The sequence below is a fragment of the Streptomyces caelestis genome (assembly GCF_014205255.1).
Lineage (GTDB): Bacteria > Actinomycetota > Actinomycetes > Streptomycetales > Streptomycetaceae > Streptomyces > Streptomyces caelestis.
The window spans coordinates 6,441,213-6,456,118 of sequence record NZ_JACHNE010000001.1; the positions used below are offsets into that span (position 1 = coordinate 6,441,213).

At 70.2% G+C, this 14,906-nt stretch carries 13 protein-coding genes and 2 pseudogenes; 8 read left to right on the top strand and 7 right to left on the bottom strand.

Annotation, left to right across the window (positions count from 1 at the left end; all coding sequences use genetic code 11):
• Positions 1 to 143: 143 nt before the first annotated feature.
• On the bottom strand, positions 144 to 923 hold the full coding sequence (gene lexA, locus HDA41_RS29540; protein WP_184989192.1) for a transcriptional repressor LexA: 780 nt from the start codon (positions 921 to 923) through the stop codon (positions 144 to 146).
• A 620-nt stretch (positions 924 to 1,543) separates the two neighbouring features.
• On the opposite strand from lexA, the gene nrdR reads away from it, so the two are divergent.
• The gene (gene nrdR / locus HDA41_RS29545) at positions 1,544 to 2,104 is read left to right on the top strand and encodes a transcriptional regulator NrdR (protein WP_184989195.1); all 561 of its coding nucleotides are present in this window, start codon (positions 1,544 to 1,546) and stop codon (positions 2,102 to 2,104) included.
• 162 nt (positions 2,105 to 2,266) lie between these two features.
• The gene (locus HDA41_RS29550) at positions 2,267 to 5,143 is read left to right on the top strand and encodes a vitamin B12-dependent ribonucleotide reductase (protein ID WP_184989198.1); all 2,877 of its coding nucleotides are present in this window, start codon (positions 2,267 to 2,269) and stop codon (positions 5,141 to 5,143) included.
• Between the two features lie 90 nt (positions 5,144 to 5,233).
• On the opposite strand, the gene HDA41_RS42375 is transcribed toward HDA41_RS29550, so the two are convergent.
• From HDA41_RS42375 to HDA41_RS29560, 3 genes are all read right to left on the bottom strand, one after another.
• Complete coding sequence (locus HDA41_RS42375) at positions 5,234 to 5,443, bottom strand: phosphotransferase (protein WP_221512693.1); 210 nt, start codon at positions 5,441 to 5,443, stop codon at positions 5,234 to 5,236.
• Entirely contained in the window at positions 5,437 to 5,778 is a 342-nt protein-coding gene (locus HDA41_RS40660; RefSeq protein ID WP_221511633.1) for a phosphotransferase, read from the bottom strand. Before HDA41_RS40660 ends, HDA41_RS42375 begins: the two co-directional genes overlap by 7 nt.
• Positions 5,779 to 5,895: 117 nt before the next feature.
• A complete protein-coding gene (locus HDA41_RS29560) occupies positions 5,896 to 6,429 on the bottom strand; it encodes a TerD family protein (protein WP_184989200.1) in 534 nt (177 codons plus the stop codon).
• 155 nt (positions 6,430 to 6,584) lie between these two features.
• On the opposite strand from HDA41_RS29560, the gene HDA41_RS29565 reads away from it, so the two are divergent.
• The 3 genes from HDA41_RS29565 to HDA41_RS29575 all read left to right on the top strand — a co-directional run bounded on the left by HDA41_RS29565 (position 6,585) and on the right by HDA41_RS29575 (position 8,918).
• Complete coding sequence (locus HDA41_RS29565; RefSeq protein ID WP_184989203.1) at positions 6,585 to 7,190, top strand: YdbC family protein; 606 nt, start codon at positions 6,585 to 6,587, stop codon at positions 7,188 to 7,190.
• A 150-nt stretch (positions 7,191 to 7,340) separates the two neighbouring features.
• Positions 7,341 to 8,000: a histidine phosphatase family protein gene (locus tag HDA41_RS29570; protein ID WP_184989206.1), complete on the top strand. Its 660-nt coding sequence runs from the start codon at positions 7,341 to 7,343 to the stop codon at positions 7,998 to 8,000.
• Positions 8,001 to 8,012: 12 nt separating this feature from the next.
• Positions 8,013 to 8,918 (top strand): ADP-ribosylglycohydrolase family protein, encoded by a 906-nt coding sequence (locus tag HDA41_RS29575; RefSeq protein ID WP_184989208.1) that lies wholly within the window; start codon positions 8,013 to 8,015, stop codon positions 8,916 to 8,918.
• Between the two features lie 357 nt (positions 8,919 to 9,275).
• On the opposite strand, the pseudogene HDA41_RS29580 reads toward HDA41_RS29575, so the two are convergent.
• A pseudogene (locus HDA41_RS29580) lies at positions 9,276 to 9,458 on the bottom strand (MFS transporter); the annotation flags it as partial.
• On the opposite strand from HDA41_RS29580, the pseudogene HDA41_RS29585 reads away from it, so the two are divergent.
• The 3 genes and pseudogenes from HDA41_RS29585 to HDA41_RS29595 form a co-directional block, all read left to right on the top strand.
• Positions 9,410 to 9,889, top strand: a pseudogene (locus HDA41_RS29585) (TetR-like C-terminal domain-containing protein); the annotation flags it as partial. The pseudogenes HDA41_RS29580 and HDA41_RS29585 overlap by 49 nt on opposite strands.
• 82 nt (positions 9,890 to 9,971) lie before the next feature.
• Complete coding sequence (rnhB, locus tag HDA41_RS29590) at positions 9,972 to 10,673, top strand: ribonuclease HII (RefSeq protein WP_184989212.1); 702 nt, start codon at positions 9,972 to 9,974, stop codon at positions 10,671 to 10,673.
• A gap of 68 nt (positions 10,674 to 10,741) precedes the next feature.
• Complete coding sequence (locus HDA41_RS29595; RefSeq protein WP_184989215.1) at positions 10,742 to 11,371, top strand: hypothetical protein; 630 nt, start codon at positions 10,742 to 10,744, stop codon at positions 11,369 to 11,371.
• A 269-nt stretch (positions 11,372 to 11,640) separates the two neighbouring features.
• On the opposite strand, the gene HDA41_RS29600 is transcribed toward HDA41_RS29595, so the two are convergent.
• Both HDA41_RS29600 and HDA41_RS29605 read right to left on the bottom strand, forming a co-directional pair.
• Positions 11,641 to 12,255 (bottom strand): hypothetical protein, encoded by a 615-nt coding sequence (locus HDA41_RS29600; RefSeq protein ID WP_184989218.1) that lies wholly within the window; start codon positions 12,253 to 12,255, stop codon positions 11,641 to 11,643.
• A gap of 359 nt (positions 12,256 to 12,614) precedes the next feature.
• Positions 12,615 to 14,780, bottom strand: a complete 2,166-nt coding sequence (locus HDA41_RS29605; protein ID WP_184989221.1) for a RecQ family ATP-dependent DNA helicase — start codon at positions 14,778 to 14,780, stop codon at positions 12,615 to 12,617.
• Positions 14,781 to 14,906: the final 126 nt, after the last annotated feature.

Consider the following 14,906-nt stretch of genomic DNA (forward strand, 5'->3'; position numbering starts at 1 on the left):
CCGCGGGCCGACTCCGCCCCGCGGTTCGGGTCCGGACAACGCGTACCGGGCCCGGACAGCGCAGGGCCCCGGAACCGGCGCAGGGGTCCCGGGGCCCGGTCAGAGGGCGGGCCGACCGGGCCCACCCGACGCGGTGCGCGGTGTCAGACGCGGCGCAGTACGGCCACCACCTTGCCGAGGATGGTCGCGTCATCGCCGGGGATCGGCTCGTAGGCCGCGTTGTGCGGGAGGAGCCAGACGTGGCCGTCCTCGCGCTTGAAGCGCTTGACGGTGGCTTCTCCGTCGAGCATCGCGGCCACGATGTCGCCGTTCTCGGCGACCGGCTGACGGCGGACCGTGACCCAGTCGCCGTCGCAGATGGCGGCCTCGATCATCGAGTCACCGACGACCTTCAGGACGAACAGCTCTCCGTCGCCGACGAGCTGGCGGGGGAGGGGGAAGACATCCTCGACGGACTCCTCAGCGAGGATCGGTCCACCGGCGGCGATGCGGCCGACCAGCGGGACGTACGACGCGGCCGGCTTGCCCGCCGTGTCCGTGGGCTGCACGGAGGCGGCCTGGTCGGAACCGCGCACCTCATAGGCGCGCGGGCGGTGCGGGTCACGGCGCAGGAAGCCCTTGCGCTCCAGTGCCATCAGCTGATGTGCCACGGAAGACGTGCTGGACAGGCCGACGGCCTGGCCGATCTCGCGCATCGACGGCGGGTAGCCGCGCCGTTGCACCGAGTCCCTGATGACCTCGATCACGCGACGCTGGCGGTCGGTGAGTCCGGAACTGTCCGCCCGGATGCCGGGAGGTCGTCCCGGCAGGGAGCGCTTGTGCGCCTCCGGGGTCGTGGCTTCGTTCATCGCGTGCACCGGCTCCAGTCGGCCCTGGGAGCGCTCCTGGGCTGTGATGGCGGCACTGTCTGCGGTGGTGGTCACGTCGGCCCCTCTCGATGGTCTCCCTGCTGGACAACGGTAGTTGCTTTCGAAAGGTTGCGCCAAACACACGTTCGAGTGAAAAATCGCGAATCGCCTGACGCGATCATGTGTCCGGGTGTATTGGCTACCGCTCCACCTGGTGGGCAAAAGCGCCCATTGCTGTACTCTTCACCGCCGGGGTGATCGCCTCGGGGCTGTTGCCCCAGTCTGCCATCAGGCATTCCCCTGCTTCGGGACCGGCCCTCATCTGTGCGGGAGTCCCACGTCCCCTCCTCGCGGCGCCCACGGTATCTCCGCATGTGCCGCAGCGATACGGCCGTGCGCGTGCGGGATGCGGCTGGAGAGTGCGGCCGGCGTGTTCCGCGGTACCGGTGCGGGCGTACGAGGCCGGCGCGACGGGGTCGGTCGCGCGTCACCTGCGGCTACGCATGCGACACGCGCGCACGGTGTGGATGTATGAGTCAATCCCCACATCTAGTGGTTGGATTGCAGGAGCAGCCCACAAGTTGTGGTCCCCCGGGTCTTCGCGCCCATGGTCATCGCCTATGCTTGGGGCTGCTTCGTGGGGCGCGAGAGACCCAGCGAGGCTATTGAGTCTGCTGTGAGGAGGGTTGGAGTTCATGCACTGTCCCTTCTGCAGGCACCCCGACAGCCGTGTCGTCGACAGCCGTACGACCGACGACGGCACGTCGATCCGCAGGCGCCGCCAGTGCCCTGACTGCTCCCGTCGTTTCACGACCGTGGAGACGTGCTCGCTCATGGTGGTCAAGCGGTCCGGAGTCACCGAACCCTTCAGTCGCACCAAGATCATCAATGGTGTCCGCAAGGCGTGTCAGGGACGGCCGGTCACCGAGGACGCGCTCGCCCAGCTCGGCCAACGGGTCGAGGAGGCGGTGCGGGCCACCGGAAGCGCCGAGCTGACCACCCACGACGTGGGGCTGGCCATACTCGGCCCGCTGCAGGAGCTCGATCTCGTCGCGTATCTGCGATTCGCCTCCGTCTATCGGGCGTTCGACTCGCTCGAGGACTTCGAGGCGGCCATCGCGGAGCTCAGGGAAGAGCCGGGCCGCCCCGACGCGGACGACGGGGACCGCGACGACGCGGGGGCGGGGAGCCGGCAAGACGACCGCGGGCCCGGAGGGACGACACCCGTTCCCGAGCCCGCAGGCGCCGCCGACTGACCGGCGGGCCGGACCCGGACGGCAGCTCCGGGCCCGGCCGATCGGCGGCGATGAATAGACCTGTTGCGGGCGATGTGAGTGTGCCCGCGACACCAGACAGAACACCGTGCCACGGGAACAACGGGGCACTTCAGGGCGTTTTCGCCCGTACAGGGAGGCGGCATGACAGAGACGGCGAGTGGTCCGGCACGGAGTTCCCGCGCCAAGAGCACCAAGGCGAGCAAGGGCCTGCGTATCGAGCGCATCCACACCACCCCTGGGGTCCACCCGTACGACGAGGTGGCCTGGGAGCGCCGTGACGTCGTCATGACCAACTGGCGCGACGGCTCGGTCAACTTCGAGCAGCGCGGCGTCGAGTTCCCCGACTTCTGGTCGGTGAACGCGGTCAACATCGTCACCAGCAAGTACTTCCGCGGTGCCGTCGGCACCCCGCAGCGCGAGACCAGCCTCAAGCAGCTGATCGACCGCATCGTGAAGACGTACCGGAAGGCCGGAGAGGACCACAAGTACTTCTCCTCGCCCGCCGACGCCGAGATCTTCGAGCACGAGCTCGCGTACGCCCTCCTGCACCAGATCTTCAGCTTCAACAGCCCTGTCTGGTTCAACGTCGGTACCAAGCAGCCCCAGCAGGTCTCCGCCTGCTTCATCCTGTCCGTCGACGACTCCATGGAGTCGATCCTCGACTGGTACAAGGAAGAGGGCATGATCTTCAAGGGCGGCTCCGGTGCCGGCCTGAACCTCTCCCGGATCCGTTCCTCCAAGGAACTGCTGTCCTCCGGCGGCAACGCCTCCGGCCCGGTCTCCTTCATGCGCGGTGCCGACGCCTCCGCAGGAACGATCAAGTCCGGTGGCGCCACCCGCCGCGCCGCCAAGATGGTCGTCCTCGACGTCGACCACCCGGACATCGAGGACTTCATCGAGACCAAGGTCAAGGAAGAGGAGAAGATCCGCGTCCTGCGCGACGCGGGCTTCGACATGGACCTGGGCGGCGACGACATCGCGTCCGTCCAGTACCAGAACGCCAACAACTCGGTCCGCGTGAACGACGAGTTCATGACGGCCGTCGAGCAGGGCGGCAAGTTCGGCCTGCGGGGCCGGATGACCGGCGAGGTCATCGAGGAGGTCGACGCCAAGTCGCTCTTCCGCAAGATCGCCGAGGCCGCCTGGGCCTGCGCCGACCCCGGCATCCAGTACGACGACACCATCAACAACTGGCACACCTGCCCCGAGTCCGGCCGGATCACCGCGTCGAACCCGTGCAGCGAGTACATGCACCTGGACAACACGTCCTGCAACCTGGCCTCGCTGAACCTGATGAAGTTCCTGAAGGACGACGGCAAGGGCAACCAGTCCTTCCAGGCCGAGCGCTTCCAGAAGGTCGTCGAGCTGGTCATCACGGCGATGGACATCTCGATCTGCTTCGCCGACTTCCCGACCCAGAAGATCGGCGAGAACACGCGCGCGTTCCGCCAGCTCGGCATCGGCTACGCCAACCTCGGCGCCCTGCTGATGGCCACCGGCCACGCCTACGACTCCGACGGCGGCCGCTCCCTCGCCGGCTCCATCACCTCCCTGATGACCGGCACGGCGTACCGCCGCTCCGCCGAACTCGCCGCGGTCGTCGGCCCGTACGACGGTTACGCCCGCAACGCCGAAGCCCACAAGCGCGTCATGAAGCAGCACTCCGACGCCAACGACAAGGCCGTCCGCATGGACGACCTGGACACCCCGGTGTGGGCCGCCGCCAGCGAGGCCTGGGGCGAGGTGCTGCGCCTCGGTGAGAAGAACGGTTTTCGTAACTCCCAGGCCTCCGTGCTGGCCCCGACCGGAACCATCGGTCTCGCGATGTCCTGCGACACCACCGGTGTCGAGCCCGACCTCGCGCTGGTCAAGTTCAAGAAGCTGGTCGGCGGCGGCTCGATGCAGATCGTCAACGGCACCGTCCCGCAGGCCCTGCGCCGCCTCGGCTACATGGAGGAGCAGATCGAGGCGGTCGTCGCCCACATCGCCGAGAACGGCAACGTGATCGACGCACCCGGCCTCAAGCCCGAGCACTACGAGGTGTTCGACTGCGCCATGGGCGAGCGGGCCATCTCTCCGATGGGCCACGTCCGCATGATGGCCGCGATCCAGCCGTGGATCTCCGGCGCCATCTCCAAGACGGTCAACATGCCGGAGACGGCGACCGTCGAGGAGGTCGAGGAGATCTACTTCGAGGCCTGGAAGCTGGGCGTCAAGGCGCTCGCGATCTACCGCGACAACTGCAAGGTCGGCCAGCCGCTCTCCACCAAGAAGTGGGAGGAGAAGACCGAGGAGCCCGCCGCCGTCGAGGCCAAGGTCGAGAAGGTCGTCGAGTACCGCCCGGTCCGCAAGCGCCTGCCGAAGGGACGTCCCGGCATCACCACGTCCTTCACCGTCGGCGGCGCCGAGGGCTACATGACCGCCAACTCCTACCCGGACGACGGTCTCGGCGAGGTCTTCCTGAAGATGTCCAAGCAGGGCTCGACCCTCGCGGGCATGATGGACGCCTTCTCCATCGCGGTCTCCGTCGGCCTCCAGTACGGCGTCCCGCTGGAGACGTACGTCTCGAAGTTCACCAACATGCGCTTCGAGCCGGCCGGTATGACGGACGACCCGGACGTGCGGATGGCGCAGTCGATCGTCGACTACATCTTCCGCCGCCTGGCGCTGGACTTCCTGCCGTTCGAGACGCGCTCCGCGCTCGGCATCCACTCCGCCGAGGAGCGTCAGCGTCACCTGGAGACCGGTTCGTACGAGCCGAACGAGGACGAGGTCGACGTCGAGGGCCTGGCCCAGTCGGCGCCGCGCGCCCAGGAGCTGAAGGCCGTCTCCGCGCCGAAGACCGAAGAGGCGGCCACGCCCGCCCCGCAGCAGGCCCACACCAGCGCCGAACTGGTGGAGATGCAGCTGGGCATCCAGGCCGATGCCCCGCTGTGCTTCTCCTGCGGTACGAAGATGCAGCGCGCCGGTTCCTGCTACATCTGCGAGGGCTGCGGCTCGACCAGCGGTTGCAGCTGAATGTGAGCGCCTTTCAGGCGTGAAGTGAGTGGCAGAGGGGGGAGTCGGCGAAATGCCGGCTTCCCCCTCGGTTGTCGTGTTGTCAACGCTTCATGTCCCCCGGTGCCCCGAGCAGGCCTCGGCGAACGCCGGTGACGTGCCGTTGAGCGCCCATGCCAGGTCGACGGCGGGGTCCCCGATGTGCGCGTCGCCGAAGTCGATGACGCCGGTGAGGGCACCGTCCTGGGCCAGCAGGTGCCCGGGTCCGAGATCCCCGTGGACGAGGGCCTCGGCGGGCAGCGTGCCGACCGCCTTCAGCAGGTCGGAGGCGGGGCGCGACGGTTAGGCGGCAGGAGGGGCAGCACGCGAGTCCGGAAATCGTCCGCCAGGGCGGCGCGTTCCCGGAGCACTTCCCGCGCGGGCGGCACGCCGCGTCGCACGGCCTCTTCGGTGTCCGCCCTGTGCAGTGCCCGCAGGAACAGGCCCAAGGCGCGCCCCTGGGAGGCGTCCGGCTCTGCCAGGGGTTCGCCCGGGGCCAAGGCGTGCCGCACGATGAGCGGATCGTCCGCCAGGATGTGGGGCACCGGCACAGCGAGCGGCAAGCACGGCGCGAGCCATGGCAGCAGGCGGGTCTCCGTCCGGAGTTGCCGCTCCACGTCCGGGCGGCGGGGACGGCGTTCGACCCAGCGGCCGTCGACCAGCCGGGCTCGCAGTCCCAGCCGTCCGGGAACACCGAGTTCACCCCTGGCAACGCGAGCTCCCGGCGGACACGCTCACGGCCGGTGTGCGGCACCCATCGTCCTGGCGAAGTCCACGGGATCACCCTCGAAACCACGAAGGCCGGGCCGGAAGTCCCAGGGACCGGAACCGTCCCGGACGAACTCCGCGACCGTCGCCGCCGTGGCCCCCAGGACACTCCCGAAGGCGTCCTCGGCCAGGACGGTGTACCCCTCGCGGATGCGCAGTCCGGGGTTCACCACGCTGACGAAAGTGCGCTCCGCCGGGCGCTGCTGGATGACGACACCGACCACCACGCGCGCGTACCGGCCGTCGAGCCGGTCGAGTTCCAGCGTCATGACCTCGTCGTAGCCGAAGCCCTGGCCGTCCTTGCTGTCCCGGTTGAGATAGATGGTGCCGTCGGGGGAGCGGCTGTCGAAGTGGACCACGTAGGCGGGATCGCCGTGCGGATCGTCCGCCGGATAGGTCGCCGCGACGAGGTCCAGGTCGGTGGACGGCTGCCCCGCCGGACTGGGATCCCACCGCACCGCGATCTCGACCTTGCGAAGCCCCTTGTTGAGCCCGTCCACCAGCGTCCCCTTCCCCGTACCGACCCGCCCGTCCGCCTCAACTTCCGGGCAGTCACGACTGTTTGTCCATCCTGCCACGCGTGCGGGTGCGCGCGCCGGTGAGCGGTCCAGCCGAGAGTGACCGGCGCCACGCTCCCGGGCCTTACCATGGCGCGGTGCTGGTCAAGTGGATTCGTTGCACCGTGGTGGACCGCCGCGGTTTCGAGCGGGGGCAGCGGAAGTGGGCGGGGCTTCTGGGGGAGCCGGGGTTTCGGGGACAGGGGGGTGGCTGGAGCCGGGGGCGGCCGGACGTGGCGCACATCTTCGCGTTCTGGGAGAGCCGCGCCTTCTACGACTCCTTCATGGCCCGGTCTCACGACCGGCTCGCGTCGGCCCAGTCGGGCACGTTCAAGGACGCCCAGGCCAGGCTCTTCGACTACCGCTTCGATGTGAAGACCGGCTTCGAACCACGCTTCACGGACGCCGACCTGCTGCGCGTGGCGCTCTGCCGGGTCCACGAGGAGCGGGTCGAGCACTTCGTGCTGATGCAGGAGAAGGTCTGGAACCCGGCGATGGCCGGCTCGCCCGGCATGGTGCGCGGGCTGTTCGGTGAGGCCCCCGGGAACGAGTTCTTGGTGCTGTCGATGTGGCGGTCGGCCGCCGAGCACGGCAAGTACCGCACCGAACGTGTGGAGCGGCTCGGCCTGCGGGCCCAGACGGAGGCGGACGTGGCGGCGCTCACCGGGGACGTCGTGGACATGGAGCCGAGCTGGACGGTCTGACTCCTTGTGGGCTGAACAGGCCCGGACCGATGGCTCCCAGTCGGACAGGTGTGCGACCAGTGTGATCTGTGGTGCAGGATGTGTGTGACCTACATTGTATGGGCGCGCTACGAGTGCTCGACGGGCCCTCACCCGATCTAGGGTTTTGGCATGGCACGACCACGGCGCATCGTCCTTGTCCGGCACGGCGAGTCAACGGGCAATGTTGATGACGCCGTGTACGAGCGTGAACCCGACCATGCCCTCGCGCTGACCGAGCGGGGCCGGCGGCAGGCGGAGGCGACCGGCAAGCAGTTGCGCGAGCTGTTCGGCGGCGAGCGCGTCAGCGTGTACGTCTCCCCGTACCGCCGCACCCATGAGACGCTGCGCGCCTTCCGCCTCGACCCCGGGCTCATACGGGTGCGCGAGGAGCCCCGGCTGCGCGAGCAGGACTGGGGAAACTGGCAGGACCGGGACGACGTCCGCCTCCAGAAGGCCTACCGCGACGCGTACGGCCACTTCTTCTACCGCTTCGCCCAGGGCGAGTCCGGCGCCGACGTCTACGACCGGGTCGGCGGCTTCCTGGAGAGCCTTTTCCGCAGCTTCGAGGACCCCGACCATCCGCCGAACGTCCTGATCGTCACCCATGGTCTGGCCATGCGGCTGTTCTGCATGCGGTGGTTCCACTGGACGGTGGCCGAGTTCGAGTCGCTGTCGAACCCGGGGAACGGCGAGGTGCGGATGCTCGTTCTGGGAGACGACGGCAAATACACGCTTGACCGGCCGTTCGACCGCTGGCGAGATCCCGAGCCCTACGGGATCACCGGATAGAGTGGCAGGGCGATGACCGCTGACTCCTCCCCCGACGCGCGCCTGGGCCGCGCCCTGGCCAGCCTGCGCGGACTGTCCGTCGGGGACGCCCTGGGCTCCCAGTACTTCGTGCCGGTGAACTACCCGCTGCTGAAGCGCCGCGAGGTGCCGTCCGGGCCGTGGCAGTGGACCGACGACACGGAGATGGCCGGCTCCGTCGTCGCCGTCCTGGTCGCTCACCACCGCATCGACCAGGATGCCCTGGCCCGCTCCTTCGCGGAGCACCACGATGCCGACCGGGGCTACGGTCCCGCGGTCAACCGCCTGCTGCGGCTCGTCCGGGAGGGCGGTGACTGGCGGGAACTCGCCGCCGCGCTCTTCAACGGACAGGGGTCCTGGGGCAACGGCGCCGCCATGCGGATCGCCCCGCTGGGTGCCTGGTACGCGGACGACCCGGAGCAGGCGACCCACCAGGCGGAGATCTCGGCCTACACCACCCACCAGCATCGCGAGGCCGTCGTCGGCACCATGGCCGTGTCCGCGGCCGCCGCGTTCGCCGCCGCCCCCGGCGGGCCGCCCCGTGCCGAGGCCCTCCTCGACGGGGTCATCGACCTGGTGCCGAAGAGTGCGGTCGGCGCGGGACTGCGCCGGGCCCGGGACATGCTCGACTACGGCGATCCGGCCACGGTCGCGGCGGTGCTGGGGTGCGGACGGCGGACGACCGCCCACGACACCGTGCCCTTCGCCCTCTGGGCGGCAGCGCGAAGCCTCGGTGACTACCAGCAGGCGTTCTGGACGACCGCCCAGGCAGGCGGGGACGTCGACACCACCTGCGCCATCGTGGGCGGCGTGATCGCCGCGGGGAAGGCGGGGGCGCCGCCCACCGAGTGGGTGGAGCGGACGGAGCCGCTGCCGGACTGGGTACCCACGTCGGTCTAGCGGTCAGAGCTCTCCCGCGTCGGTTCAGCGATCAGAACCCTCCTGCATCGGTCTCGAGTCCATCCGTCTGGCGATCAGAACACTCTCCGTGCACACCGGGAACTCTCCGTGGTCGGCTGTCCGTTGTCGTGATATCCGCTGTGTGGGCCATGAAGCCGCACACGCTGGAGGTACGTGCAGGGAGTACGAAGGGGGTGATCATGGACGGCTTGCTCGCTGTCCTGATCCACTGCTGGGACCGCGTTCGCACGCCGCGTGGGGCATCCGCGGCCGTTCACGGGTCGGCCCGGCAGCCGCCGACAGGCCTGCTTCCAGCCTGCCGGCGGGCCACCGAAGCCGTCTCGCCATGCCGTTGCGTCAGCCCAACCTCGGCCCGGTCGAGCCGGAGAGCGCCTCCAGGTCGCTCTTGCGGACCTGGATCACCAACCATGCGGTGGCCAGGGCGAGGACAGTCATGACCGCGTCCGGGATGAAGGCGGCGGAGATGCCCTGGGTCAGCACCCCGTGCCCCCACGGCGCGGGCAGCTGATGCGTCGTGGCGGAACTCCGCTTTCTGCGCCGACGCCCTGCGAGCCGGACTGCCGCAGTTCGACGCCGTGCCGGACGAGGGGAGCGTGCGTGAGGACCTCTTGGCGCTGTGCCGGAGGGTCCGCGACGCGGTGTTCTCCCGCCCGGGTTTCGCGCTTCGCTCGGTGATTCACGAGTGCGACACGACGCGGGCCGAGCGCTTCCATGCCGTGATCTTCGAGGGCGTCGTGGAGCCTGCCATCAAGATGCTGCGGGAAGTCGTCGAGTGCGGGATCAAGCGAGGCGAGGTGCGTTCCGACGCCGCGAACGGATACGCCTTCGAAGTCATCCCGGCGATGATGATGTACCGCTCCAAGATGTGCGGATGCGAATAGCGGGGCCAGGAAATCGAGGGGGTGATCCACCAGTTGATGATTCCGCTGCTGCGGTCGAGCGGCGCCTGACAGGGGCTGGCGAGGGCCCTGACGCCGCCGGGACCGACCGGGGTGTCGCGGGCGGATCCGGGCGGCGTAACCTAGGGGCGCCATGCCGTACGAACCGCCTACTCACACCGTCGAGCGCTCCCTTCGAGCCACGACCGGAGCGAAGATCGTTGCAGGTCTCGACGAGGTGGGGCGCGGCGCGTGGGCCGGTCCCGTCACCGTCTGCGCGGCGATCACCGGACTGCGCCGGCCGCCCGAGGGCCTCACCGACTCGAAGCTGCTCACCATCAAGCGACGCACCGAACTCGCCGAGGAACTGCGGAAGTGGGTGACGTCCTACGCCCTGGGGCACGCCTCCCCGGAGGAGATAGACGACCTCGGGATGACGGCCGCACTGCGGCTCGCCGCGGGACGCGCCCTGGACGCCCTGCCGGTCCGCCCCGACGCGGTCATCCTCGACGGGAAGCACGACTATCTCGGTGCACCCTGGCGGGTCCGCACGGTGATCAAGGGCGACCAGTCGTGCGTGGCGGTCGCGGCGGCCTCGGTGATCGCCAAGGTGCAGCGCGACAAAATGATGGCCGAACTGGGTCTCGACCATGCAGACTTCGGTTTTGCGGACAACGCCGGGTACCCCTCACCCGTGCACAAGACCGCACTGGCGGAGCGGGGCCCCACCCCCTACCACCGGTTGTCGTGGGCGTATCTTGATGCGCTGCCCCAGTGGCGGCACCTCAAGAAGGTCCGCAGCTGTACGGACGGAAGCGTTCCGGAAATCGGGGGTCAGCTCGGCTTCGATTTCTGACGGTTTCGTTCGCACGCATGCGCCACCCGCCGAAGCGGGCCGTACCAACGTTTGATAAATATCAACCCATGCCTCTCATTCCCGAGGAGCCTCAGATTCACGAGAGTGCCCAGGGTCCCCGCGCCACTCCGGCCAGCGGCCGCACCGCGCCGACCCCTCGCCCCGTACCCGGCCCCCGTCCCGCGGCTCCGTCGCGTCCCGGCCGTCCCGGTCCTCTCCGGCCGGCGCCGCCGGTGCAGCGCACGCCGCGTGACGCGGCCGCCACGCCCGGTCCGTCGGGTCCCGCAGCCGGTGCCGCCGCTCCGGCCGCCCCGCAGATCCAGCTGATCCCGGCTTCCGCCGATGGCGCGCTCGACGCCGCCGAGGAAGCCGTGGATTTGCTCCTGGAATCCGGTCGCGCCCCCGGTGACGTCCTGGTGATCACGACCGGCGAACAGCACCCGTGGGCCGCCCACGAGCTGTCCTTCGGTGAGACCTCCTACTGGGCCCAGCACGACGCCGGTGACGATGTCTTCTACACGGACGCCACCGTCGCCGGCCGCGCGGCGTCCCGCCCGGTGGTCGTGGTCGCCGTCAACGGCGGTGCCGAGGCCGCAGCCGTGAGCGCCCTGTCCCTGGCCCACTCCCGGGCCACCGCCCTGCTGATCGTCTGCGGTGATCCGCAGCGGATCAACTCGGTGCTGGGTACGAGCGTCTGAGCCGGCGCCGTGGCGTCCGGGCGGGCGCTGGGGGCTGACCTCGGGCGCCGCTCCGGCGGCTCCGCACGGTGGGTGGTTCGGCGGGCCCGGAGGGCTGGACCCCGGGGTTGCGTGCGGTCCTGCCCGGGTGGCCTCAGTGCCGTTCGGGGGGATCGTTCCGACTGCCGGTCGCCGGAAACCTGGTGTGCCGAACGACGGGGCCCGGCCCCGAGTCCGTGCGGAACAGCCTGCCAGGGACGGTCTGTCCAGGGACTGTATGCCCGGCGGCCTCAGCGTGCCGCCGCAGCGCGGCGCAGCACCTCGGAGGCGGCGCCACCGGTGCGCGACAGCGGCGGCGGTGCCTCCGACGTGGCGAACGGCTCCGGTTCCGAGGCCGAGTGAGGGCGGCGTCCGCCGCGGCCCTCTCCGAGCACCTGCCAGCCGTCACGGGTCAGCGTGATGTACGCCCCGCAACGCAGCCCGTGCAGGGTGCAGGCGTCACGCAGCCCCCACATCCACGCGCCGTCCTCCTCCGTCCAACGGGCGTCGCCTTCACGGCAGTAGAGCAGCACGGCGGTACGGACCGGTGTGCGGCGCCGCAGATCGTGCGGGATGATCCGGCGCAACTGCGCCAGCAGCACGTTGCGGAACATCCAGCCGTCGGCGGGAGCCGGTCGGCGGACGAACGAGGCGCTCGCCCGCAGCCGCTCGTCCGGGTCGAGCACGGCGATGACAGCGGTCGCCGGCTGCGGGTGGTGCCGGGCGTGCAGTCCGCTGACGACTTCACGGGGGTTGCGGAGCAGCGGGATCCCGGCGGCGGCCCATTCCGCGGGTTCGAGCAAGCGGTTGGCGGAAGCGGCGGATGTCGACGCCGCTGCCGAGGCCGGAGCGAATCCGAAGGTCACGGTCCTCCCTTCGGCTACGCGCCCACACTGCGGGCGGGGTCGGATTCTGGGAGCGCGCACCGCAGCGGAGCCCTACCGGGATCGGCGGTCGTACCGTGCGGGAGCGGACCTCAATTCTTCCTGTCGAACTTGAATGCGGCAACGAGCAATTGGGGTAGCCGACCGTTATCAGATGATGCGCGGCTAATATCCCCACCCCGTGCGTTGCCATGCCACCCATGGGGCGTTCGAGCACGACACGTTCGTACGTCACGGAGGTGCGCGGCGTCCAGAGGTGTGCGCGACCGGGCAGGTGGCGATGCCCGCTCAGGGGGCCGATGCCAGGCCACGATGCGGCGGCCGTGGCTCTCGACGCGCTGTCAGCCCTGCACGGCCAGCACCAGCGGCAACACCCCCTGCGCACCGGAGCGCCGGAGCATGCGGGCCGCGACCGCGAGGGTCCAGCCGGTCTCCGTGTAGTCGTCCACGAGGAGGACCGGGCCCTGGGCCTCGGCAAGGACGGACGCGAGGGCGGGCGGCACGGTCAGTGCACCGTCGAGCGCCTTCAGCCGCTGGGCGCTGTTGCTCCGGGGCCCCGGGTACACGTCGCCCGTGTACTCGACGGCGCCCAGCAGCGGCAGCCGGCCGACCTCCGCGATGCGCGCTCCCAGGGAGTGGATCAACCGGGGCCGTGTGCGGGAGGCGACGGTGACGACGCCCACCGGGCGGGGCTGCGGGTCCGACGCACCCGGGGCCCAGCCGCCGGGTCCCCTGGCCCAGTCCGCCAGCACGCCCACCACGGCCTTCGCCACGTCGTCCGGCACGGGCCCGTCCGGGGCCTGGCCCGCCAGCATGGGCCGCAGCCGGTTGCCCCAGCCGATGTCCGACAGGCGCCCCAACGCCCGCCCCGGCGCGGCCTGTTCGCCGACCGGGATACGTCCCTTGAGGTCCACTCCGATCGCCGGCAGCCCGGTCGGCCACATCCGGCGGGGTTCCACCTCGACACCCGCCCGCCCCAGGTCCACGCGCGCGGCGTCGAGTGCCTCCGCGGACGTGCCGGCGGAGAAGCGCGGCCCCGCGCAGTTGTCGCAGCGACCGCACGGCTTGGCGGCCTCGTCGTCCAGCTGGCGCTGCAGGAACTCCATCCGGCAGTCGGTCGTCGAGGCGTACTCGCGCATCGCCTGCTGCTCGGCCTTGCGCTGACGCGCCACCCACGCGTACCGCTCGGCGTCGTACGTCCAGGGCTGCCCGGTCGCGATCCAGCCTCCCTTGACCCGCTTGACCGCACCGTCCACGTCGAGAACCTTGAGCATGGACTCCAGGCGGGAGCGGCGCAGCTCCACCAGGGGCTCCAGGGCGGGCAGCGACAGGGGCTTCTCCGCGTGCGCGAGGATGTCGAGCGTGCGGCGCACCAGCTCTTCGGAGGGGAAGGCGAGCGACGCGAAGTACTCCCAGATCGCCTCGTCCTCCTTCCCCGGGAGCAGGAGGACCTCGGCGTGCTCCACACCGCGTCCCGCACGGCCCACCTGTTGGTAGTAGGCGATCGGGGAGGAGGGCGACCCGAGGTGCACCACGAAGCCCAGATCAGGCTTGTCGAAGCCCATACCGAGCGCCGAGGTGGCGACCAGCGCCTTCACCTTGTTGGCGAGCAGATCCTCCTCGGCCTGCTGACGGTCGGCGTTCTCCGTCTTGCCCGTGTACGAGGCGACCGTGTGCCCACGCTGCCGGAGGAAGGCGGTGACCTCCTCGGCGGCGGCCACGGTGAGCGTGTAGATGATCCCGGAACCCGGCAGTTCGTCGAGATGTTCGGCGAGCCAGGCCATCCGGTGTGCGGCGTCCGACAGCCGTAGCACGCTCAGGCTCAGGCTGTCCCGGTCCAGCGGGCCCCGCAGCACGAGGGCGTCCGAACTGCCCCCGGTGCCGAGCTGTTCCGCGACGTCGGCCGTCACACGCGCGTTGGCGGTGGCGGTGGTCGCGAGCACCGGCACACCGGGCGGGAGGTCGGCGAGCATCGTGCGCAGTCGGCGGTAGTCCGGACGGAAGTCGTGGCCCCAGTCGGAGATGCAGTGCGCCTCGTCCACCACCAGCAGCCCGGTGGCGGCCGAGAGCCGGGGCAGCACCTGGTCCCGGAAGTCCGGGTTGTTGAGCCGCTCAGGACTCACCAGCAGGACGTCGACCTCACCCGCGGCGATCTCGTCCTGAACGGCCTCCCACTCCTCGCTGTTGGAGGAGTTGATGGTCCGGGCGTGGATGCCGGCCCGGGCCGCCGCCTCGACCTGGTTCCGCATGAGCGCCAGCAGCGGGGACACGATCACGGTCGGACCGCTGCCCTGCTTGCGCAGCAGCGAGGTCGCCACGAAGTAGACCGCGGACTTGCCCCAGCCCGTGCGCTGGACGACCAGGGCGCGGCGTCTGTCGGCGACCAGTGCCTCGATGGCCCGCCACTGGTCCTCGCGCAGCCGGGCCGTTTCCGAGATGTCCCCGACGAGACGGGCGAGGACCGTGTCGGCCGCCGCCCGGAGATCCGCGTTGCTCGTGTGCTCCATGCCCTCCATACAACAGGACGGCACTGACAGCGCGAGCGGCGCAGAGGTGATCAGGTTCCTCGCTGCTTCGAGTGACGTGTCCCTGATTGGAGTTATCCACAGGGTCAAGCGGAGCTTCGGATTCCG